This is a genomic window from Nocardioides sp. CPCC 206347 (genome assembly GCF_048654605.1).
GTDB lineage: Bacteria > Actinomycetota > Actinomycetes > Propionibacteriales > Nocardioidaceae > Nocardioides.
In genome coordinates this window covers 277,218-302,850 of record NZ_JBMCYZ010000005.1, presented here as the reverse complement: position 1 = coordinate 302,850, position 25,633 = coordinate 277,218, and the positions used below count along the sequence as shown (strand labels likewise).

Annotated in this window: 23 protein-coding genes; 16 read left to right on the top strand and 7 right to left on the bottom strand. The window is 71.1% G+C overall.

The genetic code is table 11. The annotated features are described in order from the left end of the window. Positions 1 to 33: 33 nt before the first annotated feature. The 9 genes from ACOACQ_RS18390 (at position 34) to ACOACQ_RS18350 (ending at position 10,695) form a co-directional block, all read left to right on the top strand. Positions 34 to 1,539, top strand: a complete 1,506-nt coding sequence (locus ACOACQ_RS18390; RefSeq protein WP_378601803.1) for an SCO6880 family protein — start codon at positions 34 to 36, stop codon at positions 1,537 to 1,539. Further along, positions 1,539 to 3,086, top strand: coding sequence for an ATP-binding protein (locus ACOACQ_RS18385; protein ID WP_378601800.1), 1,548 nt, complete (start codon positions 1,539 to 1,541; stop codon positions 3,084 to 3,086). Before ACOACQ_RS18390 ends, ACOACQ_RS18385 begins: the two co-directional genes overlap by 1 nt. 27 nt (positions 3,087 to 3,113) lie before the next feature. Next, entirely contained in the window at positions 3,114 to 6,266 is a 3,153-nt protein-coding gene (locus ACOACQ_RS18380; RefSeq protein ID WP_378601797.1) for a peptidoglycan DD-metalloendopeptidase family protein, read from the top strand. 76 nt (positions 6,267 to 6,342) lie between these two features. Further along, positions 6,343 to 6,945, top strand: a complete 603-nt coding sequence (locus ACOACQ_RS18375; RefSeq protein ID WP_378601794.1) for a hypothetical protein — start codon at positions 6,343 to 6,345, stop codon at positions 6,943 to 6,945. Next, entirely contained in the window at positions 6,942 to 7,223 is a 282-nt protein-coding gene (locus ACOACQ_RS18370; RefSeq protein ID WP_378601792.1) for a hypothetical protein, read from the top strand. The genes ACOACQ_RS18375 and ACOACQ_RS18370 overlap by 4 nt, the downstream gene beginning before the upstream one ends. Beyond that, positions 7,220 to 8,698 carry a type IV secretory system conjugative DNA transfer family protein gene (locus ACOACQ_RS18365; protein WP_378601789.1) on the top strand — a complete coding sequence of 493 codons (1,479 nt, stop codon included), beginning with the start codon at positions 7,220 to 7,222 and terminating at the stop codon, positions 8,696 to 8,698. Before ACOACQ_RS18370 ends, ACOACQ_RS18365 begins: the two co-directional genes overlap by 4 nt. Continuing rightward, positions 8,695 to 9,396 carry a hypothetical protein gene (locus ACOACQ_RS18360; RefSeq protein ID WP_378601786.1) on the top strand — a complete coding sequence of 234 codons (702 nt, stop codon included), beginning with the start codon at positions 8,695 to 8,697 and terminating at the stop codon, positions 9,394 to 9,396. Before ACOACQ_RS18365 ends, ACOACQ_RS18360 begins: the two co-directional genes overlap by 4 nt. A 5-nt stretch (positions 9,397 to 9,401) precedes the next feature. Next, on the top strand, positions 9,402 to 9,749 hold the full coding sequence (locus ACOACQ_RS18355; protein ID WP_378601783.1) for a hypothetical protein: 348 nt from the start codon (positions 9,402 to 9,404) through the stop codon (positions 9,747 to 9,749). Positions 9,750 to 9,891: 142 nt separating this feature from the next. Then, entirely contained in the window at positions 9,892 to 10,695 is an 804-nt protein-coding gene (locus ACOACQ_RS18350) for a M48 family metalloprotease (protein ID WP_378601780.1), read from the top strand. Between the two features lie 463 nt (positions 10,696 to 11,158). On the opposite strand, the gene mobF is transcribed toward ACOACQ_RS18350, so the two are convergent. After that, positions 11,159 to 17,044 (bottom strand): MobF family relaxase, encoded by a 5,886-nt coding sequence (gene mobF, locus ACOACQ_RS18345; protein WP_420288983.1) that lies wholly within the window; start codon positions 17,042 to 17,044, stop codon positions 11,159 to 11,161. A gap of 312 nt (positions 17,045 to 17,356) precedes the next feature. Between mobF and ACOACQ_RS18340 the strand changes: the two genes are divergently transcribed. Together ACOACQ_RS18340 and ACOACQ_RS18335 are read left to right on the top strand one after the other, a co-directional pair. Then, on the top strand, positions 17,357 to 17,740 hold the full coding sequence (locus ACOACQ_RS18340) for a hypothetical protein (protein ID WP_378601771.1): 384 nt from the start codon (positions 17,357 to 17,359) through the stop codon (positions 17,738 to 17,740). After that, entirely contained in the window at positions 17,718 to 18,245 is a 528-nt protein-coding gene (locus ACOACQ_RS18335) for a hypothetical protein (RefSeq protein ID WP_378601768.1), read from the top strand. Before ACOACQ_RS18340 ends, ACOACQ_RS18335 begins: the two co-directional genes overlap by 23 nt. A 67-nt stretch (positions 18,246 to 18,312) precedes the next feature. Here the strand turns inward: ACOACQ_RS18335 and ACOACQ_RS18330 are convergent, their stop codons facing one another. The 6 genes from ACOACQ_RS18330 to ACOACQ_RS18305 all read right to left on the bottom strand — a co-directional run bounded on the left by ACOACQ_RS18330 (position 18,313) and on the right by ACOACQ_RS18305 (position 22,437). Continuing rightward, positions 18,313 to 18,543 (bottom strand): hypothetical protein, encoded by a 231-nt coding sequence (locus ACOACQ_RS18330; RefSeq protein WP_378601765.1) that lies wholly within the window; start codon positions 18,541 to 18,543, stop codon positions 18,313 to 18,315. A gap of 117 nt (positions 18,544 to 18,660) precedes the next feature. Next, a complete protein-coding gene (locus ACOACQ_RS18325) occupies positions 18,661 to 18,903 on the bottom strand; it encodes a hypothetical protein (RefSeq protein WP_378601762.1) in 243 nt (80 codons plus the stop codon). After that, complete coding sequence (locus ACOACQ_RS18320; RefSeq protein ID WP_378601759.1) at positions 18,900 to 19,202, bottom strand: hypothetical protein; 303 nt, start codon at positions 19,200 to 19,202, stop codon at positions 18,900 to 18,902. Before ACOACQ_RS18320 ends, ACOACQ_RS18325 begins: the two co-directional genes overlap by 4 nt. Next, positions 19,199 to 19,666: a hypothetical protein gene (locus ACOACQ_RS18315; protein ID WP_378601756.1), complete on the bottom strand. Its 468-nt coding sequence runs from the start codon at positions 19,664 to 19,666 to the stop codon at positions 19,199 to 19,201. Before ACOACQ_RS18315 ends, ACOACQ_RS18320 begins: the two co-directional genes overlap by 4 nt. Positions 19,667 to 19,742: 76 nt before the next feature. Continuing rightward, positions 19,743 to 20,747 (bottom strand): DUF932 domain-containing protein, encoded by a 1,005-nt coding sequence (locus tag ACOACQ_RS18310; protein ID WP_420288982.1) that lies wholly within the window; start codon positions 20,745 to 20,747, stop codon positions 19,743 to 19,745. 115 nt (positions 20,748 to 20,862) lie between these two features. Then, a complete protein-coding gene (locus ACOACQ_RS18305) occupies positions 20,863 to 22,437 on the bottom strand; it encodes a ParB/RepB/Spo0J family partition protein (RefSeq protein ID WP_420288981.1) in 1,575 nt (524 codons plus the stop codon). 310 nt (positions 22,438 to 22,747) lie between these two features. Between ACOACQ_RS18305 and ACOACQ_RS18300 the strand changes: the two genes are divergently transcribed. The 5 genes from ACOACQ_RS18300 (at position 22,748) to ACOACQ_RS18280 (ending at position 25,533) form a co-directional block, all read left to right on the top strand. Continuing rightward, positions 22,748 to 23,203: a hypothetical protein gene (locus ACOACQ_RS18300; RefSeq protein ID WP_378601748.1), complete on the top strand. Its 456-nt coding sequence runs from the start codon at positions 22,748 to 22,750 to the stop codon at positions 23,201 to 23,203. Between the two features lie 185 nt (positions 23,204 to 23,388). Beyond that, complete coding sequence (locus ACOACQ_RS18295; RefSeq protein ID WP_378601745.1) at positions 23,389 to 23,805, top strand: hypothetical protein; 417 nt, start codon at positions 23,389 to 23,391, stop codon at positions 23,803 to 23,805. A gap of 126 nt (positions 23,806 to 23,931) precedes the next feature. Further along, positions 23,932 to 24,321 carry a single-stranded DNA-binding protein gene (locus ACOACQ_RS18290; protein ID WP_378601742.1) on the top strand — a complete coding sequence of 130 codons (390 nt, stop codon included), beginning with the start codon at positions 23,932 to 23,934 and terminating at the stop codon, positions 24,319 to 24,321. 16 nt (positions 24,322 to 24,337) lie between these two features. Then, positions 24,338 to 25,366 (top strand): DUF4192 domain-containing protein, encoded by a 1,029-nt coding sequence (locus tag ACOACQ_RS18285; protein ID WP_378601739.1) that lies wholly within the window; start codon positions 24,338 to 24,340, stop codon positions 25,364 to 25,366. 11 nt (positions 25,367 to 25,377) lie between these two features. Then, the gene (locus ACOACQ_RS18280; protein ID WP_214056134.1) at positions 25,378 to 25,533 is read left to right on the top strand and encodes a hypothetical protein; all 156 of its coding nucleotides are present in this window, start codon (positions 25,378 to 25,380) and stop codon (positions 25,531 to 25,533) included. Positions 25,534 to 25,633: the final 100 nt, after the last annotated feature.

Genomic DNA, 25,633 nt, shown 5'->3' with positions numbered 1-25,633 from the left:
CACCGACCTCACTGACCAGAAGGGAAGCCGACGATGACCACCTACGCCGACTACCAGCGCGACCGCATCGGCTGGTTCTTCGGCCTCTCCGGAGGCCAGCTGATGTTCCTGGCGCTGGCCAGCCTGCCGGCGTTCTGGGCGATCAGCCGCGGAGCGTGGTTCTCCGCGTTTCTGTTCGCCCTGGTCTGGTTGTTCCTGCTGGCCATCACCGTGATCCCGGTGCGCGGCCGCTCGGCCACCGGCTGGGTGTTCGCCTCGACGATGTACGCCGTCGGGGGCCTTTTCGGCTGGACCTCGTTCCGCGCCAAGGCCACCCAGGGCCGCGCCGAGGACCTCGACACCCCGGACCTGCCCGGCGTCCTCCAGGGCGTGCAGATCCACGACGGCCCGCCGCACGGATCGCAGCTGCAGCGCGTAGCGATCATCGAGGACCACGCCTTGAAGACCTGGGCGGTTACGGCCTCGATCGTGCACCCCGGCATCGGCATGAAGGACACCGAGGAGCGCGCCTGCTACGGCGAGGCGCTGGCCGGGCTGCTCGACGTCGCCGGCCGCACCGAGAAGGTCGACGAGATTCTCTTCATGGTGCGCACCGTCCCCGAGGACGGCGCCGAGCGTGACCTGTGGGTCAACCGCCACCGCCGCTCCAACGCACCGGAGCTGTCGGAGGTCGTCAATAGCGACCTGGCCCACGGCCTCACCCAGGCATCGGTGCGCACCGAGCAGTTCGTGACGATCGTGATCCCGGAGACCCGGATCGCGCGGTCGGCCAAGGAGTCCGGGGGTGGCTTCGAGGGCCGCTGCCGCGAGCTCTACCTGCTCATGGGCGAGATCGAGGCCCAGCTGCGCGGCCCGATGGGGATGACTCAGGTCCGCTGGCTCACCAGCCCCGAGCTCGCGTTGGCCTGCCGGACCGGATTCGCCCCTGGTGACCGGGCCGGCATCGTCGAGGCGCTGTCGCTGCGGGAGAAGGACCCGAGCGTCAACGCCGACGTCCCGTGGGCGATGGCCGGCCCCTCGGGTGCCGACGCCACGGTGCGGCACTACAGCCATGACGCCTGGAACTCGGTCAGCGCCACCATCAAGCTGCCGACCCGCGGCGTCGCCATGGGTGCTCTCGCCCCGATGCTCACCCCCAGCGAGTTCGGCGAGCGGAGGTCGTTCGTCGTCGCGTACCCGATCGTGTCCCAGTCCAAGGCCGACCGTCAGTCCGGCAACGCTGAGTGGGCCGCCGACCTGACCGAGGGGATGAACGAGAAGCTCGGCCGCAAGACCCGAGCCAAGCAGCGCGACGAGGCGCACAAGGCCCGCGGCCTGGACGCCAAGCTGGCCCGCGGCAACTCGCTGACCCGGCCCTACGGCGTGTGCACGGTCACCGTCCCAAAGTCGATGCGGATCACCGAGTTCGGGCGGCGCCTGGATGCCTCGGTCCGCCGCGCCGGGTTCGCACCGCTGCGCCTCGATCTCGCCCAGGACGTCGGGTTCGCCGCGTCCACCATCCCCCTCGGCACGAGCCTGACCCGAAGCGGAGACGCCTGATGACCACCAACCCCCGGCGGAACCGCCGCGGCGCCGATCGAGGCCGGGACATGGCGGCTTTGCTCTCCGACTTCGGGCACGACCTGCCCACGATCCCCACGCTCGCCCCGCAGGCCAAGGAGCCCCGACTCTTCCGCTACGCGCCGCGCCGCGGTGCCACCCGCCGCGGCCGAGGATGGGCAGCCGCCACCGCCCCGGCGATGGCCTGGCGGATGACCAGCGACCAGGCCCCAGTGTTCTGGCCCTTCGTGTCGGCTCCCGCCCTGCCCCCAACGGGCGCCCAGATGGGCGTCGACCAGCTCTCCGGCGGCAGCTTCTACTGCGACCCGTTCGGGTGGGTGCTGCGCGACGACGTGCCGGCAACCAACCCGAACATCTTCCAGTTCGCCAAGCCGGGAAGTGGCAAGTCCGGCACCACCAAGGCGTTCTGCACCCGGATGATGCCGTTCGGCTACCGCACCCTGGTCACTGGCGACGTCAAGGACGAGTACGAGTCGTTGTGCCGTGCGCTCGGTGTCGAGCCGTTCGTCATCGCCCCCGGCTTCACTGCCCGGGTCAACCCGCTGTCCATGGGGCCGCTCGGCGACGGGTGGGAGAAGCTCTCGGCCGAGGAGGCGCAGCGCCGCGCCACGATCATCTTCAAGCGGTGGCTGGTCCTGGTCCGCGGCCTGGTCGGCAGCATGAAGATCGACGACGAGCGCCGGGTGCCTTTCGGCCCCGACGAGTCCGACGTCGTGCGCAACGCGCTGGCGATCCTCACCGGCTACGCCGCCGGCAACAGCGTCCTGGCCGAGACCACCATCCCGCGGCTGTGGGACCTGCTGCGCAACCCCACCGAGGAGCTCGTCGGGGCCTGCGAGTACGCGAACAGCCGCGTGTTCCTCGACGAGACCCGGCTGCTGCGCAACGCGCTCGGCGAGCTAGTCACCGGCACCCTCGCCGGCCTGTTCGACGACTTCACCAACATCGAGGTCGACTGGCGGGCCCCGATCCAGTCGTTCAGCCTCTCCCGGCTCGACGGCCTCGGCGATGAGGCCGTGGGCATCGCGCTGCTGTGCATGAACTCCTGGGGGCGCGGTCTGCGGGAGATCGCCGAGCCTGGCGACCTGCGCATCGTGGTGCGTGACGAGGTCTGGAAGCAGATGCGCCTCGGAACCGCCGCGGTGGCGAGCTTCGACGCCGACCTGCGGCTCTCACGCGGCATGGCCGGCAAGGGCGGCGACATCCAGTTCTGCAACCTCCACAAGCCCTCCGACCTGCTCTCGGTCGGCGACGCCGACTCCCAGGCCGCGATGATCGCCAAGGACCTCCTCGAGCTGGCCGACATCAAGATCCTCGGCGCCCAGAAGCCCCGGGTCGCCCGCGAGCTCGACTCCATACTCGGGCTCGGCCCGATCGCCCAGGACCTCGTCTCCGGGTGGGCCATGCAGGACAAGGGCCGCGCCCTGTGGTGCATCGGCGACGCCACCTACAAGGTCCAGACGGTGCTCCACCCGCTGGAGAAGAAGCTCTACTACACCAACGGGGCCATCGAGTCCGCCGCCTGAGCGCCGCGACCTCGGGACTGACCTGCCATGAAGAAGCTGCTCCTCGCCGAACTGCCCGTCCTGATCATCTTCATGGGGCTGCCGTTCCTGGTGACCCTGATGGTGGTGATGACCACCACAGCGGCCGCCGAGTGCCGCACCCAGAGCAGCCAAGGCACCGCGCCCACCGAGCTCGGTGACCTCGGAGCCATCGACGGCCCCGTGGGCGGCCCGGTCAACGGCAAGATCACCTTCGCCCAGGCCAACATCCCGCGCCGCTCCGGCCTCGACGGATTCCGGGCCTCCATGCCCAAGGTCCTGTCCCAGAACCCCGAGTTCGTCACCCTCAACGAGGCCAGCGGCTGGAGCCTGGAGCAGATCGAAGCCGCCGCCCCGGGCTACTCAGCCTTCCGGGTGGCCGCCCCGGCCGGCACCAGCACCGGCGCCGAGCAGGCCATGGGCAACGTCGTGCTCTGGAAGAGCTCGACCTGGACGAAGGTCAACGGCGGCCGGGTCCAGCTCGTCGACGACGACAAGACCTTCTACGACGGCCGCCCGGTCACCTGGGATCGCTTCGCGACCTGGGTGATGCTGCGTCGCGCCGACGGCTCCGTGGTCTCGGTGGTCTCCACCCACCACATGACCAACCCGCACCGTTGGCCGAAGCAGCACGGCAACCCGCCACTGACCCGGCCTCAGCAGTACGGCGCCGGAATGGACATCCTGCTGCAGCTGCGCAACTCGCTCGCCGCCCACGGTCCGGTGCTGATCGGCGGCGACATGAACACCCAGGCCTCCTACACCGACATCCCCTGGACGGCGGCCGCGAAGATGAAGGCCGCCGGCTACGGATGGCACAACCACGGCGTCGACTTCATCTTCTTCCCGCACCACCAGGGCGCCCGCCTCGAGCAGGGCTGGGACGGCACGATGGTGTCGGATCACCACTGGCTCTCGGCTCGCATCGCGATGAACGGCGCTGGCCCGGAGAGCGCGCCCGAGACCACCACCACGACCGACGGGATCGTGCCCGCGGCGACCACCGCCCGGACGTCCGCCGAGCCGCCGGCCGGCGACGTGCTCGCCCAGCTGATGCGGCTGCGGTTCGCGTCCAACTACCCGACCATGACCGCCGAGCAGGCCCGCAACGCGATCACCATCGCCCAGGTCGCCCGCGACCTCGAGATTCCCCGCTACGGGCTGCAGATCGCGATCGCCGCCGCGATCCAGGAGTCCAAGCTGGTCAACCTCACCGGAGGTGACCGCGACTCCGGCGGCCTGTTCCAGCAGCGCCCCTCGGCCGGCTGGGGAAGCCGGGCCGAGATCACCAACCCCGTCCTCGCGGCCCGCGCGTTCTTCGGCCAGGCCCAGCACACCGGCAACCCCGGCCTCCTCGACATCCCCGGCTGGCAGAACATGCCGCTCACCCAGGCCGCGCAGGCCGTCCAGCGCTCGGGCTACCCCGACGCCTACGCCCAGTGGGAGGACGTCGCCGGCGACATCACCGATCTGCTCGGCGGCGACCTGCCGGACCTGCCCGACTCTGACTCCGAGGGCTCCACCACGAACGTGGCCAACTGCCAGGGCGAGACCTTCAACCCGATCACGGTCGGCACCCTCAACCTGCTCGGCGCCGGCCACACCGACAAGCCGGGAGAGCGGCCCGGGTACGACACCTGGGACAAGCGACTGCCCGGCGCCATGCGCACGATCGAGAACGCCGACATCTCGATCGCCGGCCTCCAGGAGGTGCACGGCCCGCAGGCCAAGGCCCTGGAGACCCAGTACGCGGCCAAATGGGGGATCTACCCGGCCAGCGGCAAGGCACAGAACCGGGTGATCTGGGACCGCAACGAGTGGGAACAGACCGACGGGCGCCTCGTCGACATCCCCTACTTCGGCGGCAAGGACGTCGGCATGCCCCTGGTGCAGCTGACCTCGACGACCACCGGACAGGTGATCTGGGTCTGGAGCATCCACAACCCAGCCAACACTCAAGGAAACGCCGCCGGGCACCGCCAAGAGGCGCTGCGCCGCCAGCTGGCCACGATGACCGAACTCGCCGGCGCCGGCACCCCTGCGGTGATCCTGGGCGACTTCAACGACGGCAAGGACGGCAACAACTCCTCGCACTGCGCACTGACCCCTGAGCTGAGCAACGCCTTCGGCGGCTCTGCCGAGCCCTGCAAGAAGCCCAAGCAGGACGCGCCGATCGACCACGTCTACGGCGCGAACCTCACCTGGGCCAGCGCCGAGGTCCACAACAGCACCCAAGCCAGCAAGATCACTGACCACCCGCTGGTGACCGCCACCACCGCCGGCAGCAGCGCCGGGTGCGCAGTTGACTCCGGCACCGCGGAGGCCAAGTACAACCTCGGCCCGGTCAAGCCGCGGCTGACCCAGCTGGTCAACATCCTCGGCCCCATGTTCGACATCAAGACCGTCGGCGGCTACCGCGAGAGCGCCACCGACCCCAACGGCCACCCGGCCGGGCTAGCGGCCGACTTCATGGTGCCACTCACCGCGGCGGGCCGCGCGCAGGGCGACCGTCTCACCGCCTACGCCAAGGCCAATGCCCAGAAGCTCGGCATCGACTACATCATCTGGTACCAGCGGATCTGGTCGGTCGCCCGCGCAGGCGAGGGCTGGCGGCCGATGGAGGACCGGGGGAGCGCTACCGAGAACCACCTCGACCATGTTCACATCAACGTCAAGCCCGGCGCCTCCGTCCAGCCGGTCGGCCTCGAGGGCGCCTCCTGCGACGAGGTCGTCTATCCGGTGCCCGCGCAGTACGTCGGGACCGACAACCACAACTGGCACGAGACCGGCGCGTACTGGTCCAAGTGGCACACCGGCACCGACTTCTCCGCACCCTGCGGAACCACCGTCTACGCCGCCCACGCCGGCACCATCGAGATCGACACCACCCAGCGTTGGGCTGGGCCGCAGCTGGTCAAGGTCACCACCGGCGCCGGGTCCCTGACCACGTGGTACGCCCACATGGCGACCGTCAGCGTCAGCCGCGGCCAGACCGTCGCAGCCGGCGAGCCGATCGGCCAGGTCGGCAAGGAGGGCAACGTCTCCGGCTGCCACCTCCACTTCGAGGTCCACCTCAAGAACGGCTCCATCTACGGCCCCGACAACGTCGATCCCTCGACCTGGCTCGCAGAGAACGCATCACGCCCGAGTCACGCCGTGTGATCGCACCGGAGCCCTGACAGCACATAGGTGACCAGCGAGGCCCAACGACCCACGACCGCCTGGAGGTGGCCATACGATGCAGCGTGAGCGACGACGAGACCCCTACCCGTGGACCTGGGAGATCCCAGTCGCGGTAGCCCTGGCGACCCTGTTCGTCATCGTCATCGGCATCCAACTCGGACGATCAGTCGCGAACCTGGTCGCCGGCGCCGGATGGACATGGCCCGACGCCAACGCCGGCGCGTTCCCCTCACCCATCGGCACCGCCTTCTGGACCAGCCTTCCCGCCGTCCTCGGCGGACACGCCGACGCCGGGCTGCCCAGCCCCACTCCCGACGGTCTGGCCGGTCGCGGCCTGGTCTGGGTCAGCCTCGCCCTGACTGAGGTCGCGCTGCTCACCGCGACCGTCTGGCTCGGCGCGTGGGCCTACCAGCGCTGGGGCCCGGGCCGCATGCGCGGCATGGCGACCGCAGCCGAGGCCGAGAAGCTGCTTGGCGTCACCCGGCTCCGCAAGGTCGCCGGCATCGTCCGCCCGGACCTCTACGGCAAGCACGCCGCCGCGACACCAGCACCGGTCCAGCGCACCGCCGGCGACCTCACCGAACAACCCGGCCCGCATCTGGGCCACGGCCTCAGCCCGTGGCTCCTGCACGGCCGGCGAACGAAGGAAGACCGATGAGCAACGAGACCCCACTGCACGGCAACCCGACACTTCGCACTCGCGGCCGCCGCCTGGGCGGCAGCAGCTGTCGCCGCCGCGGACACCGGCCGGTCCTCGTCGAGCGCCACTACGTGGCTGCCGGCCAGGTGGAACTCCTCTGCGAGGCCCGCGACCTGCTGTCCGACGCCTCTTTCCTGCTCCTCGGTCGCCGGGCAGAAGAACGCCGCGGCAGTGCGGTGATCTGCCGTCGATGCCTCGCCCCGTGCGGGGACACCGTTCCCGAGGTGGCGCGATGAAGCTGAGGTTCGACCCCTGGGACGTGGGCTGGCGCATCGGTGATGCCCACGAGCCGCGAGGCGGCGAGCTGTGGGTGCCGTGGGACCGCACCGCCGGCGTAATCGGCCCGCAGGGATCCGGAAAGACCCTCGACCTGCTCACCCCTGCGCTGCTCGGCGCGCCGGGTGCCGCCCTGGTGACACTGACGAAGGTCGAGGACCTCCTGCTCAGCCTCACCGAGCGCTCCCGCGACGACCGGCCCTGCGTGGTGCTGGACCCCTTCGGCCTGGCCGAGGGCGTCATCGACGAGCTGATCTGGGACCCGATCGCCGGCTGCGTGGACCCGAAGGTCGCCGAGCGGCGCGCCAAGGCTTTCACCGCCGGCACCGTCAAGGGCGCGATCAACGGCGGCACCGGCGACGATGCTGCGCGGTTCTACGCCGCCGAGTCCGCGAAGGTGCTGCAGGGCTACTTCCACGCCGCGGCGCTGACCGGTAGGACGCTCGAGGACGTGCTGCAGTGGGTCGCCAACCCCGCGGCAGCCACCCAGCCGATGGAGATCCTGCGGCGGCACCCGCACGCCGAGCCGTTTTGGCACGGCCTCCTGCACGGGGCGCTGAACGGTGACGACCGCACCGCCGGAAACACCGTCACCACGGTCCAGCAGTCGGTCTCGCTGTTCTTCCAGGCCGACATCCGACGACGCTGCATTCCCAGCCCCGGACGGCCAGCCACCGACCTGGCCGACGTCATCCGGCGCCGCGGCACCATCTACCTGCTCGGCCGCGAAGACCCCTACGCCTCGGCGAGCCCGCTGATGACCGCCGTCGCCGAGCACGTCTTGGACACCGGCCTGCTGCTGGCCAACAGCTCCTCGTGGGGAGGCCGCCTGTGCCCGCCCCTGGTCTCGGTGCTCGATGAGCTGCCCTCGACCGCACCGCTGCCCACGCTGCGCACCCGGATGGCCAACGAACGCGCCCAGGGGCTGTCGTTCATCTGGGCCGCCCAGACTCGGCCCCAGCTGACCAGCATCTTCGGCGAGCACGAGGCACGAGCACTGCTCGGCCTCACCAACGCCCTGGTGATGTTCGGCGGCTCCAAGGACGTCGCCTTCAACCAGGAGATCTCCGACCTCCTCGGAACCGTCCGCATCGGCCGGGTCACCCATTCCTCAGGCGGGTTCAACGGCGGCGGCCGGAGCTTCTCCGGCGACGACATCCCGATCATGCGGCCCGAGGAAGTCCGGCAACTGCCCGAACGCCAAGCTCTGGTCGTCGCCGAGAACGGCAAGCCGATCATCGCCAAGTTGCACCGCTGCGTCGAAGGCAAGGCCGGCGAACGACTGCTGGCCGACCAGCGGGCGCTGCGCGAGCGCCTCACCAACGACCGGCGCACGGTCATCACCCCCGAGGCCCGAGCCACCGCCGCGCTCGTCGAGGCACGCCGTCTCGGCTTCGTCGATGACGAGACCGACCACGCAAGGAGTGAACTTTGACCACCGAGCAACAGACCGGCCGGGCTGCACCCACGCTGATGGTCTTCCCGTTCCCCGTCGCCGGGGACCACGTCCGGCTCGCCTACCGCGAGCTCCACATCGCCATCAACGGCACCGAGGAGGAGAAGAAGGCCCTCGGCCACCACGCTCTGCTGTCGCGGCCCTGGGAGCCGGCGACTTGCCTGGACCCCGAGCTGCGTCACGACCTGTGGGAGTGGCTCGAGGACGTCGTGATCTGGCTCAACCGCGAGTACACCTGGGACGTCTCCGGGCTCATCCCCAGCTGCTGGCCTCTGCACCCGCACCTGGTCCACGAGATCGCCGTCCTGGCCGACCAGCGCCGGCGGGCCGGCCTGGCGATGACCAGCGACGCGCTCGAGGAGTGGCACCGCTACTCCCTGCCGGCGTTCACGGACCGGATGCGCAACAGGCTGCGCACCCACTGCGACGACGAGCACAAGAGCTGGCCGGCCAAGCCGCGCCACAGTGAGCACCTGGCCGACACCAGCCGCCAGCGCCGCGAGAACACGTTCGCCCACGACATCGACGCTCTGCCCGTCAACCGGCGGGCACACGAACAACCCCCGGCCGGTCCACCGCGGCTCGGCCTCGTCGACCTCGACACCGGCGAAATCCACGACGACGAGCGGGGCGGCGCTCAGCCGCGCACCCGCACCGAGAAGGGACCCCGCGAATGATGCAGGTGAACGAACGCTCCGAGGCCATCGGCCGAGCCCAGCGCGCCCTCAAGGCTCTCGGCGAGCACCCGCGCTCAAGCAAAAAGGAGCTCGGCCACGCCCGCGAACACGTCAACGCCTGCTACTCCCACGGCTCGGGTGAGTACGTGTGGAACGCCGTTGCACAGGTCGAGGCGATGGCCGAACGCCGCTACGGCGTATCGAGCACAGAGGAGCAGCGTCAGCTGGTCGAGGCGACCGAGGACCTCGAGAAGCCTGCGACAGCCGCCCGCGGCCGAGCGGCGGAGGACCGCGCAGTCCCGCCGCCGGGGTCGACCCCAGACGTGGAGCTCGCGCCCACTGCATCGCGATGAAGTGGGCACGACGGGCTCAAGACGGCGTTAGAACGCCGCTGAGAGAACGGAAACCCCTGCCAGCGGGTAGTCACACACCGCTTCGTTGTGGGAGAGCCAATCTGAGCGTTCTCGCCGCTTCGACCTCCCAGGCGTAGAACTGATGCCGGATCAGCTGACCTCAGCGCTCCTCATCGTGGTGGCTATCGCCTACCTCGGCGGAGCCGTTCTGTTGGTCGTGGCGCTTGCAAAGGTCCTGCTCGCCTGGTCGGTCAGCTGGCGCGCCAGCGGGCAAACAAGCCCGGTCGACGTCGTGCTGCAGCAGCGGGCCGCCGCGGCGATGGCCGCCGTCGCCGCAGTCGCGAACGTCCCGCCTCCGGCAACCGACGTCGTTGCGATCCTGGGCGCCCCGGTCGCCGGGGAAGCCGATGGGACCGTGGGCGATGGTGGTCTCGCGGTGACCCGCTTCCGGGCTGGTCGTCCCCCCACCGTGGTGTTCGCGCGGGCCGCGCTCACCGGCCTCAGCGCCGGCGCAGTGCAGAGCCTGGCCGCCCACGAGCTCGGCCACGTCATCCGCCGCGAACGCAGTTCGGCCGCGGCGCGGTACTCGTGGCTGGTCGGTTACTTACTCCTCGTGTTGGCATGCGCTGGTCTCACTGCAGCTGCTCTTGCGGCCTCGCCCCAGCTGGCCGGCCCCTCGTTGCTGGCCACGATGAGTGCGGCCGTGTCGTTTCTCGGTCTCCGCTTCACATTCGACCGACGCGAGGAGGCCGCCGCCGATCTCTTCGCCATCGACCTGACTCGCGACCTGGACGCGGCCGCCGAGCTGATGCGGTTCTACGAGAATAGCCTGGCGCGGCCGACGCCCGACGGCGGCCCCGCATGGTCGCGGCTGGAGCGGCGGTGGTTCGCAACCCACCCCGAGCCGCAGGCGCGGCTCGCAGCCATGCGCCGTCGCCTTGGGTGACGTCTCGAACGCGGCGGCGAACACCTCTGGTAGCAGCCGGGCCGACCGTTGGCCCGTTCAGCGGCTGGCAGCCGACGTAGTCCATCCGGTCGGCCGCGGCCTGGGTAGACCCTGGCTTCTTCGCTGCGTGAGGATGACGATCGTGATTCCAACCGATCTGGGACCAGTTTGGCGGCAGCACAATTGCTCACGTAAGCACAGGACCTATCTGACGATGGCGAAGTGCATCTGGAACGACGCTCCGTGGGTCTCCGGCGAAGGAGCTATCGCGTTGGTGGCGTGCAGACCTTCTGGGCCTGTCAGGTACCGGCACGGAGCCGTGTCCCTGCACCAGACGGCTGATAGTGCGTTGGAGGCCAAGACGTTGATCGACGAGACCGGCTGCGGAGGCCGCTGTCACCGCGACCACAGGATCGTGCAGCTGGTCATACCGTGACGCCAGCCTGCGGGCTTCCGGAGCGGCTCAGCGGCGTGGGGTACCGCGGCGGGGCGGCCGCGGACTGTTCACGTCCTGCCGATCTCGTGCCACGCCCGGCGACTGGGTCGGCGCCGGGGTGCCTTCGCCGGTGTCGATCGGGATCTCGAGGCGGGACACGATCCGGTAGCGCAGGTCACGCGCAGGGCTGTCGCCCATGGGCTTCTCAGCGACCAGGCCGCGCGTGGCGGCGCCGACGTCGTGACCCTGCTCGTGGGCCTGCTGCAGCATCGCGGCGGTGGCCGGCCAGTCGCCCTGCTCGAGCAGCCGTGGGTCGAGCTCGCGAGCCAAGGTGGCCCACCGCTCGGCCGGGGTCTTCTCGGCCGCGGCCGAGAGCCGTGCGCGAACCTCGCTGCTCTTGTGGAGCTCGGCCAGTGCCGCCTTCCGCGGGTCGGCATCCCAGGTCTTGATCGCGTCGCGCAGGTCGCGTCGTGCCTGCAACTGGGAGAGCTGCAGCCGGGCCCGGACCTGGTTGACGCCCGGCTCCCAGGCGCGGCTGGGACGTGCCGAGATGACCCGCATGGCGGCCAGATGTGCCTGCTCCGGGGCGAGGTTGTCCAGCCGCTCGGTGAGCAATTGGTCACCGAGCGGGCGGAAGGCGGGCTGGCCGCTGGCCACCGCGGCAGTGAGCGCGGCGGGCCCACGCTGGGCGAGCAGGTCGGCGGGGTCGAGGCCGTCGGGGAACCGCGCGAAGCCGGGGTCGAGGCCGTGCGGGGTGAGCATCCAGAAGTCCCGCTCGGCCGCGACCTGGCCAGCGAGGTCGGCGTCGGTGGCCACGATCGGGTCGCGGCCGACGGCAGCCAGCTGGGCGGCCTGCTCATCGGTCAGCGACGTGCCGAGGGGCGCCACGCCGAGGTAGAGGCCGGCACTGGCCAGCGTGACCGCTATGGCGTCCGTCGGGCCCTCGACGATCACCGGGACCGCACCCTCGGCGAGCAGTTCGTCGACGACACCGAATAGCTGGGCGCCCTTGTGGAACAGCGGGGTGTCGGCTGTGTTGAGGTACTTCGGGCCGCCCTTGTCGGCGTCGGTGAGGTCGGGCCGGCGGCGGCCGACGAAGCCGAGCACTTCGCCCTGGTGGATCACCGGGAACATCACCCGGTCGCGGAACCGGTCGATGAGGCGACCGGTGCTGGCCTCGGTCGCGACGCCGGTGGCCACCATCTCGGTGTCGCTGACACCGCGGCCGCGCAGGTGGCCGACCAGGTTGGTCCACCCGGCCGGCGCCTGCCCGGGGCGGAACCGCTCGTCGCCGGCGAGGTCGGTGCCGAACCGTCCGGTGAGGTAGTCGCGGCCCCACGAGTCGGTGAACCGGGCCTCGAAGAAGGCCTGTGCCATGTCGTTGATCTCGAGCATGCGTTCACGCGAGACGGGGGAGGAGTGCCACTCGTCGGCCCGCTGGTACATGAGCCGGAGGTCGGCGTCAGTGGGCTCCAGGCGGGTGCCGCCGAGGTCGCGGATGTAGGCGGCCAGGGTGAGGTCGGGTTCGACGAACTGGTCTTCATCGACGTCGACCAGGGCGCCGGCGTCGACCAGGTGCTCGTCGTACGGGCCGGGGTCTTCGGCGAGCGGCCAGTCGCCCCAGTCGGGGTCGGTGACGTGGTCGACGAGCGTGGCCGGGTCCGGCTCGACGCCGTCCCACAGGTCTGCGGGCGGCTCGTCGAAGTCGTAGGCGTGCGCGTGCTCGTCCGGGGCCGTCTCCAGCGCGATCGAGGTCCGCCAGACCAGCGCCTGGCACTCGTCGACGCGCTCCCAGCCGTCGCTCGGCATCGCCCGCCCTGCGCCCAGCAGGGCCTCGACCTGCCAGCCGCGCTGCACGCCGTGGTCGACGTTCGCCACCAGCGCGGGCCACCAGGTGCTGGCCTGGATGCTCGCGGCGCGCTCGGGGCCGAACAGGTCGGCGAGCCGAGGAGTCCACTCGGTGGTGACGCCCTCGCCGTGGGAACCGTCGCCGATCTGGGCGGCGACGGCCGGGGTGAGTTGACGGGCCATGCGCCACCACACGGCCGCCGCGGCGTGCTCGTCGGGCAGCGGTCCGGCGGGGTGGTCGGGTGCGGTGGTGGTGCGCAGCAGCTGGTGGGCGGTGACGCCGGCGCGGGACATCGCGGCCAGGCGCTCGGCGAGCAGCGGGGTGAACTCGTCGTTGCGGACCTGCGGGGCGAGCGAGTAGAGCAGCTGGCGCCATTCCTTTAGGGCCGGCGTGTGGTCGCCGCTGACCGCGCGGTTGAGGCGTCGCTGCCAGGTCGCGGGGGCCTTCTGCAGCTGCGGTGCACCGGTCGGTCGCCGGTCGTCGACCGGGACCTGCATGGCGGCTCGCCAGACTTCGATGTCGGCGACCGTGGCGGCCTCGGGCCGCAGACCGTTCTGGGCCCACACCGGCAGTGCGCCGTCGTCGGTCGCGCGGGCGTGGACGTGCTCGGCGAGCTGCTCGACCAGGTGAGCGCGCTGGGAGAGGTAGGGACCCCAGTGCGGGTCCTCGGCCAGGCGGGCCGGGACCGCGGGCATCCACGGCAGGGGCCCTGCGCCGGCGTTGCGCAGGCCGGAGGCGTCGAGGCGCCAGTCGAGGACCGCGGCGCGGTCGTGCGCGGTCTCCAGCTCCCGGCCTGTAGCGGCGGCATGAAGTGCGTCGACCGGGTTCTCGTCGGCCGCGCCGAGCAGCAGCAGGTGGGCACGCAAGGTTGGCCAGGCGGCCTCGTCAGAGAGCCCGGGGACGAGCGTTTCGACGGCGTTGTCCAGGGCGTCGACCACGTTGACCGGGGTGCCGTCGGCGGCGGTGATCGTGTGATGGCGAAGGAGGTCCTCGGCGGCGACGTAGAGGCTGTCGAGGTAGCGTTGTGCGGCCTCGCCGAGCCGGGTGGCCGGATCGGCCTGCTCGCGCAGCAGGCTGGTCGCCGACCGCTGCGTGTTGTCGCGCGCCAGCATCGACTCGAGGATGTCGGTCGGCGTGAGCGGCCGGACCAGCGTCGGGTGGATCACCGAGTGCGGGTCGCCGTCGCCGACGACCTCGACGTAGACGTGGTTCGCGTGCGCGCCGCGGGTCATCATCGTGTAGAGCTGCTGGCGCGACTCGCTGCCGGTGGCCAGGCCGTGCATCGTGTCAGCGGTGACGCCCTGGGCGGTGTGCACGGTGCACGCGTAGCCGAGCTCGGAGGATCGGGCGACGTAGTCAGCGGGCAGCCGCACCGTGCGGCCGTGCTGGGTGTGCTGGACGGTCAGGTCGCCGCCGTCGTGGATCTCCAGCACGTTCCAGCGGTCGCCGTTCTTCACCCAGTCGGTGGCCGAAGTACGCAGGCGACGGTCGTTCTCGCGGGTGATGATCAGTTCGCCGATCGAGGCCTCGTTGCCGTCGGCGAGCCGGCGGACCGGCCCGCTGGCGGCGACGTCGGCCAGGTCGATTCCTTCGAGCCGGTGGGCGCGGGCCTGCTGGTTCAGCTCGCTGACCAGGTCGCGGGTGGGGGCGAGCATGATCGAGTCCAGGCCGGCGGCACGGTCGGCCTGCCAGGCCGCGAAGACGTCCTCGGTCATGGTGGCCAGGTCGCCTACGTGGACGCGGTCGCGGTCGAGGTAGAAGCCGAGCGACTCGGGCTTGCCCTCGCGCAGCGCGAGCGAGGCCGCGCCCTCGGCGGGGTCCTTGAACCGGACGAGCTCGGTCAGCTGCAGTGCCCCGTGGGTTGCGCGGATGTCGCGCAGCACGCCGCCGGCGCCGATCGCGGAGAGCTGCTGGTCGTCGCCGATCAGTCGGACGCTGCCGCCGCGCTCGAGGATGTAGGAGACCGCCGCGTCCAGCGAGAGGGTGTCGGCCATCCCGGCCTCGTCGATGACCACGAGGGTGGAGGAGTCGATGCCGGCGACCCAGGCGGGCATCGCGGCGCCGGACTCGCGGGCCTGCTCGAGCGAATGGGTCAGCTTGGCCAGGGTGTCGGTCTGGGTGTCGATTTGGGAGCGCAGCGCGTCCGCGGCCGCCGCTGAGGGAGCCAGGCCGATGATGGTGCCGCCGCCATCGCTCCAGGCGCTGGCCAGGGCTCGCATCGCGGTGGTCTTGCCCGATCCGGCGGGCGCGATCGCCAGCTGCAGCCGGGCGCCGGAGGTGGCCATCTCACGGACCAGCGTGGCCTGTCCGGCGTTGAGGGTGATGCCGTTGGCGGTCGACTCGAGCAGCGCCAGGTCGACCGAGTCGGTCGTGACGGCGTACCCGTCGTGCCGGCCGGCGACCTCGACCAGGCGCTGCTCGGCGGCGAGCACCTTGCCCGAGGTGAACAGCTCGGCGCCGCTCTGGGTGTAGACCGAGGCCCCGTCCGCCCGACGCAGCTCGACCGGCTCGCTGATGGCGTCCCAGGGGCGGGCCATGCTCACCGAGCGGCCGTCGAGGACCTCGCTGACGAGCAGGTCGACGACCTGGGAGACCTGGTTGGTGGGCACGTTGGCGCCCCGAACCTGCCGCTGGGCCTCGGCGTAGACGTGCCAGAACTGCCAGGTGCTCCGAGCTCCCTCCATCGTCGCCACGATCCGGTCGGTCGTCTTGGCGAACCAGGCCGAGTCGGCCAGCGACCGCGCTGCGCCCTTCGGGTTCAGTGCGCCGTGGACCATCTGCTTGACCCGCTGAGGGGTGCCCAGCACCTCGATGGCCTCACGGCTCCAGGTCTCGCGCTGCTCGGCCAACGAGCGCGGCTCGTGCTTGGCCTCGCGGGTCTCCAGCGTCGCCTGCTGGGACAGCTGGATGGTCTCCACCGGCGTCGGCGGGCGGCCGTGGGTGGCCTGGAACGCGGCCGCGAGGACCTTGCGGCGGTCCTCAACGCTGGCGCGGCGCTTAGAGAGGCGGCGGTTCAGCTCGGGGTCGACGCCGACGATCTCGCGCACCGGCCGCTTGCGAGGGTCCTCGTTCGGCCGCTCCTCGAACCGCACGCCGAGGGCGTCGACCAGGTGCCGCTCGAGCGCGGTGTTGTAGGTCTCCGAGGCCGAGACCACCGCCTTGTGCAGCGGCCGGCCATCGATGGCCAGCCACTTGCCGTCGAGCGTCTGGACCTTGTTCGCCACGGCGACGTGCGTATGCAAGTCAGGGTCTCCCGCGCGGGAGTCGCGGTGGGTGAACGCCGTGGCGACCAGGCCGCGGACGTCAACCTGGCGGACGCCGTTGGTGCCCCGGCGGGTGAACAGTGCCTTGGACTCGATGAAGCCCAGCGCGTCCTTGATCGCCGCCTGGTGGGCCCGCTCGATCACCGCGGCGGTCTTCGGGTCGGAGATCGCCCACAGCACCGAGACGCTCTTGAACGGGGAGAAGGTCAGGTCGTAGCCGGCCACGGCGTTGGTCTTCGGTCGGGAGTGCTTGGCGATCGCGGCGGCCAGCTCGCGTGCGTCGGCGGGTTCGCGGCCGTGCTCAGCACGGAAGAACTCGGTGCCGACCTCGGTGCGGACCTTGGCCCGGTCGGCCGCGGGGACCGGCCAGTCACCCGGCAGGCCGGCGGCCTCGTTGATGGCCGCGATGCGCTTGGCGACCTCGATCCGGAACGGGCTGATGTCGTTCTCGTAGACCTTGTACGGCGTGCCGAGCTGGCGGGCCGTCTTGTAGTCCGCGTCGGCCGGCCGGTCGACGCCGTCGCGGCCGATGCGCAGGTCCAGGTTCTTGGTCCGCTGGGTGGCCAGCGGGTGGTGACCGGAGCCGAACAGGCTCTGCATGTGGTCAGCGGTGACGACGTCGCCGGCGTCGAGCCCTTCGAGTCCCTCCATGCCGGAGCCGACCCACACGCCGGGAGTCTCGCCCTTCTCGGTGTAGTAGCTCGCGAGGCCGGTGTGGCCCTTGTCCGTGGCGTCCATCGCTGCGACCTGGCGGGTCAGGTAGTCGTACCCCGACCCCGCCGTCAGCTTGTGGAGGCTCATCGTCACGGTCACCTACGTGCGCGCGGGCGTGCTGTGCGATCACTTCCGACCGGATTTCTGTTGTGTTCTTTCTATTCGGTAGACCGAGAATGCAAGAGGTGTGTGGCACTTGGGAGTTCGCGGAAATCTGGGGGGACGCTGAGCGGCGTGGGTGACGGCTGGGGCGTCGGGTTCGGACTGGCTGAAGTGGGCGGGGCTGGCTGGGGCCGAGATTGGCGGGTTCGGAAGGTTCTTGGCCGGAGGTGATCGCACGGGGACCGGGAAATGTCGTAGGTGACTGTCAGAGTCCATGTCGACACAAGTGAGGACCGGATGAGTCAGCAGACGATCAAGCAGCAGGCGCGGCGTACGGCGCGGGAGATGGCCGAGAAACGGCGCAAGGAGCGCGAGGAGCGCGAGCGCCGGGTGATCGACCTGGCAGAACAGGTCATGGTCGCGATCGGTGAGCGCGACGCGGCGGTGGCTGAGACCGAGAAGCGCGCCGGTGAGGCGCTGCGGGAGTTGACCGAGGCTGGGGGCCTGTCGCTGGGCGAGGCCGTCGAGTGGTGCGGCGAGACCGTGACCGTGCGCGAGGCGACGCGGCTGCGGCGGCTCGCCAGTCAGCCCCAGGCCGACGACGGCGACCAGGGCGGCGACGGCGCGACGATGGCGACCGCTGGGATTGGGGGAGCGGGTGCCGGTTCGTCGGCTGGATGACGCCGGCCTCGCGGCGGTCGCGGCCGCCCTCGCTGATCCGGCGGTGCTCGCGCGGTATCGGGCGAAGGTCGCCACGGTGCCGGGCAGTGAGTGCCTGTGGTGGACCGGAGCGGTCTCGGGTCGGTCCGAGCGAGAGCGCACTGACGGCGGTGGCCATGGCCGGTTCTGGTACGCGCCGGGGCGGGTGATCATCGCGCACCGGTTCGCGTTCGCGGTCATGCACGGCGTGGACGCGCTTGAAGAGGCGCGGCTGCTCGGGCACCGCTGTCACAACCCGCTGTGCCAGCGGATCGTACCGGAACACGTCGTGGTCTCGACCGCGCGCAAGAACCGGCAGGAGTGGGCCGTCCAACGGCGACTGCCCTACAGCCCGCTGGCCGACCCGCGCGGGCCGCGTCGGCGGGCGCGGGAACTGCGCGACCTGGCGCGTGAGGACCCGCAGCTGGTGGCCGACGACCTCGCGCGGCTCCAGGAACTGCTAGGCGAGCAACTGACGCTCTGGTGAGGCTGTGCCGACGCAGAAGGCCGCCCGGAGCGGACAGCGCTACGGGTGGCCTTCTGGCTGCTGCGGGTCAGGCGGGCTCCCCGTCGAGGAGTCGGCCGAGCGTCTCCCACAGGTCGAGGTAGCCGTCGGCGTCCTCGGGTGACCGCTCGCCCCACTTGGCGTGCAGGTCGCGGATGCGGTCGAGTCGGTCGAGCCGGTCGGGGAGTGCGTCACGGGCGGCGGTGATGAACTCGACGTCGACGGCGTGGCTAGTGGTCTTGAGGCCGAGCCGGTGGTCGTGCCCGGTGTAGTAGGCCACGAGGATGTTGTCTGGAATCAGGGCGTCGGCGGCGGTGGCGCGGATCTTGTCACCGTCCGGAGTCCACGGGCCGGGGGTGGCGCCGGGCCTCCAGGGCGCGGAGCGTGGCGTCGTCGCTCATGCGGGCTGGTGCGCCCGGGCGGCGAGGTCGAGCCGCCCGGCTGCGGCGGTCGCCACGGCGGTGATCCGAGCGGCCAGCGCCCGCAACTCGGCGGGCGTGCCCTGGATCGCGACCACGTCGTCACCGGCCAGCGTCAGGACCGGCTGACGGTGCTCGCCGGCTCCCACCCAGTCCTCGCCCGGCGTGAAGACCTGGACGCTGGTCTCCCGAGCGGCCAGCCACTCGATGTGCGCGCTCACTGGGTCACCTCGGCGGGCGCGGTGCCGATGAGGCGGCGGAACGCCTCCACGTCGGCCTCGAGGGAGAACAGGCGGCGCCGGTGCTTGTCGCTCTCGGCCGCGACCTCGCCCAGGACTTCCGCGAGGCCCTCCAAGAAGCCCACGACGGCGTCGGCGTCGACGGCATCGCCCATGGCGACCCACGGCTTGGGCACCCGCTCGGTGGCGGCGTAGGGCATCGCGGACATGGCGGCTCGGATGCGGCGCTGGTCGCGCTCGCTGATCACCGTCGTGGTTGAAGCTGCGTCGTGGTTGGTCATGACTGCTCCTGTTCGGTGGTGCGGTGGCTGTGCTCGGCGTGCAGGGCGTCCAGCGCCGTAGCGACGCTGGAAAGGGCCGTGTCCAGGTGGGCGCGGGCGGTCTCGGGGGTCCAGCGGCGTACGTCGCGCAGCCGGTGCTCGATGACGATCAGGTCGCAGGCCGTCTCGCTGAGGGTGTGCCGCCGGTCCTTGGCGGCGCTGGCCTCGACGTCGGCGGCAGTGCCAGTCGGGGTGTTGTCTCGTTTCGCGATGGTGACGAACTGGTTGAGCGGCAGGATGCGGCCGCCGAGGACCAGGGCTGCGATGTGGACCTTGCGTCCCGCGCGGCCGGGCTCATCCACGGTCACGGTGGTGATGAGGAAGGCGACGCCGGTGTCGGGGTCGACCAGAGTGTCCGTGGGCCGGAGATCCCATGCGCGGACCTGTTCGGTGGCGAGGTCGGTGTGGGTGGTCGTGTCGGTCATGGCTCCTCCTTTGGTTGGGCCGGTGGCGGGCCGGACTCGGGGTCTCAGCCCGCCACCGGAGGAACTGGCGTGACGGTCAGGCCGGGGCGAGAGCGGTCCAGGCGCGGCGCTTGATCCGGTCGGGGTCAACGCTGATGAGAACTCGCTTGGCGCGGGCGGCGTGCTCGTCGCCCTTGGTGCGGACCGGGGCGTAGTGGTCGACGTACTCGGCCACGGCCTGGTAGCCGGCCCATGCGGTGTCGCGGATGCCGGCCTGCGTCTCGGCGTCGGCGAACAGCCAGTGCAGCCGGGAGCGGCGACGGCGCTCGGTCTCGCGGACTCGCTTGGTCGCGTTGCCCTCGGCCTTGCCGAACGTGGCGTCGATCAGGGCGTCGAACGCGGCGTCGGTCATGGTCTGCTGGATCAGCCGCTCGGCCTCGACCTGGAACGCGTCGACGTAGGTGAACGTCAGCCCGAGCGCGTCGCGGGCGGCCTGCACGGCGGCCTTGGCGTTGCGGGTGTGCCGGATCGAGAACGACGACTCGTGGTTACGCAGGGCCGCGCTCTGGGTGTTCGCGCACACGACGCGAACCGGGGTGACGAGGATGCGGAACGCGCTGGACCCGTCGCGGCTGTTGAGCGCGGCGATGTTGAGGTCGACGCGGTCGGTGCCGCCGACCGTGAGCGAGTCCGGCAGCTGCATCGTGATGAACACCTGCCGCCCGCCGCGCAGCGACCCGGCGGTGTCGAAGATTGCGCCCGACTCGTTGGCCAGCAGGTTCAGGAACTCGGCGTGGTCCTCGTTCTGCAGCGGGGTGTAGCCGCCGCCGACGACGCCGAGCGCCTCGGGCGCTCCGATGAACGGGTTGGTGCGCACCGTGGCGAAGCCGGGGACCTCGATCGCGGTGACGCCGCCCTCGCTGACCTCGGCGGTGGTGAGCGGCAACTTGCGGACGTCCCAGCCGCCCAGGTGGCCGAGCCTCATGGCCTCCTCGGCGGTGAACGCGCGGTCGCGGACGGTGGTGCCCAGGCGGTGCCAGGCGTCCTTGCGGGCGAAGACGGCTGCGGCCTGCGTGCCGTGGGTCTCGATCTCGTGTGACATGGCGGGGTCCTCCCGGGTAGCGGATCAGACGAACTGACTTCATTCTATGGTTTCTATTCCACAGAGGGCGGTTCTCCACAGGAAGAACTGCCCTCAGGTGGGGGAGGGGAGCCGGTCAGGCGGCGCTATCGCTGGCCTCGGCGGAGTTGTTGCCGCCGTCGTCCTCGGTGCTCGGCTGCGGCTCCTCGCCGAGCAGGATCCGCTCGACCTCGCTGGGCTGGTAGCCCCACTCCACGAGTGCGCCGAGCACGCGGGCATCCCACGCGTTCGGGTTGCGCCACGAGTGCTTGCCGGTCGTGGCCTCCCACGCGGCCACGACGGCGGCGAGCGTGGTCATGGTCGCGGCCTTCGGCGTGCTCGCCTTGGTGGCAATCTTGCGGCACTCGTCAGCGCCGTAGTAGCCGGTCGGGACGTCGATCCCGAGCAGGGTGAAGAGCATCGGGTGCCGGTGGTCCATGGCCTTGCTCAGCGAGTGGTGGCCGGTGACGACGGCCTCGCAGATCAGGGCCTCGGCACCCTTCGGGGCGGTCCTGCGAGCAACGAGCGTCGCCAGCCACTCCCGGCGCACGGTCTCCGCGCTCGCCCACGCCTTGTTGTTGGCGATCACGCGGCGGCGCTCCTCGCGGCGGGCCTCGGCGTCCTCCTCGCTCTCGCCCTCGTCCCCGCTGTCGGTGGTGGTGCTGCCGGAGCCGCCGCCGCGACGACGCAGGCCGGAGGCGTCGAGGTCGGTGACGACCCACACCGGCGCGTACTGCTGGTAGGGCTCGGCGGGCTCGTAGTCGTCGTCCTCCCCGTCGGTGCCGTCCTCGCTCTCCTCGTCGTACTCGTCCTCGGGGTAGACCCACTCCTTGACGACCTGGACGCAAGCGCCGGGAACGTTGGGCCACTCCTCCTCGGGCAGCGGCTCGCCGTCCTCGGTGACCAGCCGCTCGATGCGCAGCACCTCGTCGGCCTCCGCGACTTCGTCGGCGCTGAGCACCGGCAGGCCCTCGGCACGCAACCGCTCGACCTCGGCGGCGTCGGCCTCGCGCTCGGCCGCCTCGTCGCGCAGCCGCTGGACCTCGTGGGCGAGCGAGCGCCGCCACTTCTTGGTGTTCTCCAGCCGCTGGACGGCCTCGGGGTCGTGCTCGAACTCGGCGAACATCGCGGCCTCCTCCAACGTCAGGTCGCCGGAGTCCAGCCGGTCGCGGGTCTGGTCGGCCTTGGTGACCGCCAGGGCGGCGTTCACGGTCGGGCGATCGATGCTCGTGCGCTTGGCGATCTGCGCCGCGCTCACGCCAAGCAGGGCCAGCTGCTCCACGCCCGCGACGATCTCGGCCTCGCGCATCCCGGCGCGGTGGATGTTCTCGACCATCTGGTCACCGATCCGGTCGGCATCGGCGGGCTGGGGCACGACGCGAGCCGGGATCAGGCCGGTGGGGGTGCCGACCTCGGCGGCGGTCACGGTGCGGCGCTGGCCGCGCAGCAGGACGTGCTGGCCGTCCTCGTTGCGGTAGACCGTGACGGCTTCCAGCACGCCGCGCTCCTTGATCGACTTGCGGAACTCCTTGTGGTCGGGTCGCAGGTCGGTGCGTACGTTGGTGCCGATGATGATGTCGGCGGGGTCGAGGTACGCGAACTCCTCGACCTGGACCGCGTCGGTGGCCTCGTCGGCGGCGGTGTCGGCGGGGGTCTGGATGGTGTCGGTCATGCTGCTGTCCTCCGTGAGTAGAATAGAAAGAACTGACAGGACTAAGTCTCCCAGCGGCGGCCGACGCCTACCGGGGCACAGGGCGGACCTGTGGAAAGGTGGGCACCCGGTGAGGGTGGGGATAACCCCGGCCTCCCGGGCGCGGACTCCGCAGCGGCGGCGCGGCGCAGCTGCACCTCGTAGCTGGCTGGAACGAAAGGAATGGAGCGAGGGTGGGAACGGCTGCGCAGGGCCCCGACCGGGAATGCAGCGGCGTTGGTGTTAGCCGCTGCAGCTCGTCGCCGGCGGATGAGACCAGGGGAGTGATCAGGTGACGAGCCAGACCACCATCCCGGTCGGGATCTACTGGAAGCCCGGCGTGTGGGACCTCGCGCGATCGGCCTACATCGCCGACCTGGACACCGACGCCGACTCGCCCGGCTCGTTCGTCGGCTGGCTCGCCCAGGCGCTTGAGCTGCACGCCCGGCGCTCACCACAGCAGCGGGCCGAGCTCGCGGCCGCGGGCGAGAAGCATCCCGCCCTGGTCAGCGTGACCCGCAAGAGCTTCAACAAGAAGCACGACCTGCCGGCCTCGACCATCGAGGCGGTCGAAGACGCGCTCGTGGCCGACCGCCAGGAGCTCGGCCGGATGCTCGCCCGCTCCGCGTTCGCCCAGGAGGCCGTGATCGCCGCGGCCGAGGATGCCCGCCGCCGGCTGGGCCTCGAGCTGCCGCCGCCTCCGCAGAAGCTCAGCAACCGGCCGCCGCGACGCCGGCCGGCACGGTAGGTCAGCTGGCCGCCTGGCACGGGTCGTGTCGGTGCCTACGCCTGCGTGCTTCTAAGCGCCCCGATCCGGTACCCGAGAGCCGGTCGGGGCGCTTCTTTGTGCCCTTGATGATCGCCCCGGACCCCGTCGCGGACCTAGGTGACCGCGGGGCCGGCCTGCGTCCCGCCCGAACCGAGGAGGAACGCATGTCCAGATCACCCCACCGCGCTCGACGCGGCTCAACCCACCGAGCAGTCCTGGCCACCCTCGCCGCGGTCCTGGCGTCCGCACTGTGCCTGGCCGCCGCCTCGCCGGCGGCCGCAGCCGAGCCCGTCGAGGACATGGGCTGCCGGATGGTCATCTTGGCCTCCGACAGCGTCTTCGACACCTCCTACGCCCACGACGGCATGCGACACACCTTCCGCGGCTGCCTGGTCAAGCGCGGCTGGTCGACGAAGTCCTACCGCGCCCTCAAGAACCGGCAGTGGCGGCTGAACAACCACCTGGCCAGCTCGGAGTGCCGGGTCGGCGACTACCACCTCTCCGGCGTCCGGCGGACCACCTACAAGGGCACCCGCGTCGTCGTCTGCAAGTACCGCTTCGACTACCTCGTGCCCTGCTGAGCAACCCCACGCGAGCACGAGCGGATCCGAAACAAGTTCGGCCGATGTGATCGCTGCCGGACCCCGATGGGACCTAGGTGACTGCGGGACCGATCCGAACGTCTCGCAGTCACATAGGAGGAAGTCATGTCCACCACCGTCACCTTCGCCGGCAACCTGGCCGAGGCTCCCGAGCTGCTCTACACCCGCGAGAACAAGCCGTTCGTCAGCTGCCGGGTCCTGGTCAACCGGCGCGTGCAGAACGACGAGGGGGAGTGGGTCAACGACGAGCCCACTGCCCACAACGTCAAGATCTTCGGCTCGGCCGCCACGCACGTGCACGACAGCTGCGGATCCGGCGACCCGATCTTCGTCCACGGCCTCGAGCGCACCGAGAGCTGGCCGGACAAGGAGACCGGCGAGAAGCGCACCAAGGACGTCGTGGTCGTCGACAACCGCTTCGGCGAGGTCGGTGTCTCGCTCAAGTACGTCTCCGCGCGCATCGAGCGCGCCGCCCGCCCGGCCCAGGCCAGCTGACCGCGCGGAGGTTCCGATGGATCTCGTCGTACAGTCCCCGGACGAACTGCTGGCCGCAGTGCCGCACGTCCTCGGCTTCAAGCCCGAGGAGTCGATCGTCCTCGTGCCCTTCCGGCCCGGGCTCCCCATCACCCGCGTCGACCTGCCGAAGACGGCCGCCGACCGCGAGGAAGTGTGGGACGCCCTCAGCGGCCCCTACGGCCGCCACGCCCGCCCCGGAGCGCGCCTGGCGATCCTCTGCTTCACCGAGGACCGCCGCAGCGCCGAGCTCGCCAGCCAGCATCTGTCCAACCGCCTCGAGACCGTGGGCATCACGACCCACATCCGGCTGTGGGCTGACGGGGAGCGATGGCGTGAGTTCAACACCGGCCAGACCGGGCTGCAGAACCCGGCGACCGCCGAGCGGATCGCAGCCGCGACCGTGCTGACCGGCGCCGCCCAGCCGGCCGCCAGCCGGGCCTCGCTGGCCGCGTCCATGGTCGGGGACCGTCAGCCGATCGCCCAGCTGATCCCCGCGGGCCGGCCCGCGGCCGCGGACAGCACTCCCGCATTCGAGCGGGACTGGGCACTGGACCGGCTCGAGCAGTTCCACACGGACGGCAACCGGCTCTCAGACGTCGACGGCGCACGGATGCTGGTGGCCCTGGAGACGATCAGCACCCGCGACGCGCTGTGGGAGGACATGAGCCGGGAGAACCACACCTCCCACATGGCCCTCTGGAACGACCTCACCCGCCGCGCCCCCGACGAGGTCCGCGCCGCGCCGGCCTCCATGCTCGGCTTCGCCAGCTGGCTGCACGGCGACGGAGCCAAGGCCTGGTGCGCCCTCGACCAGGTGCCCGCCGACCGGCCCTACTCCATGGCCGCCATCGTCGCCTCGGCCCTGCAGAACGGCATCCACCCACGCGAGTGGGAGCGATACCAGACCCAGATGCGCGACATCGCCGCCGAGCTGGACGAGTCCTTCGTCCCCAAGCCACCCGGCCAGCAACGCGACATCCCGGGCACGCAGCCAGTCACCGACCGAATGGCCCCGGGCCGCTGAGGAGGACCGCGATGAATCACGACGACGACACCCCGGTGCAGCACAGCACCACCGAGCGGCAGCTGCGCCGCCTGGTCGTGCCCAAGCCCGCGGCCTACGCCCTCGACAAGCGCCTGGACGTCATCCACGAACCGGACCTCGAGCTGCTGTGGGGAGGCCAGGAATGAGCACCCGAGCGCCCTGAAGCCGAGCTCGAGCGGCTGAGGAAGGACTGATCGAGCTCGCCCGCCGCAGCGGCTCGGCCTACGCGGCCGTGTCGCCTCGTCC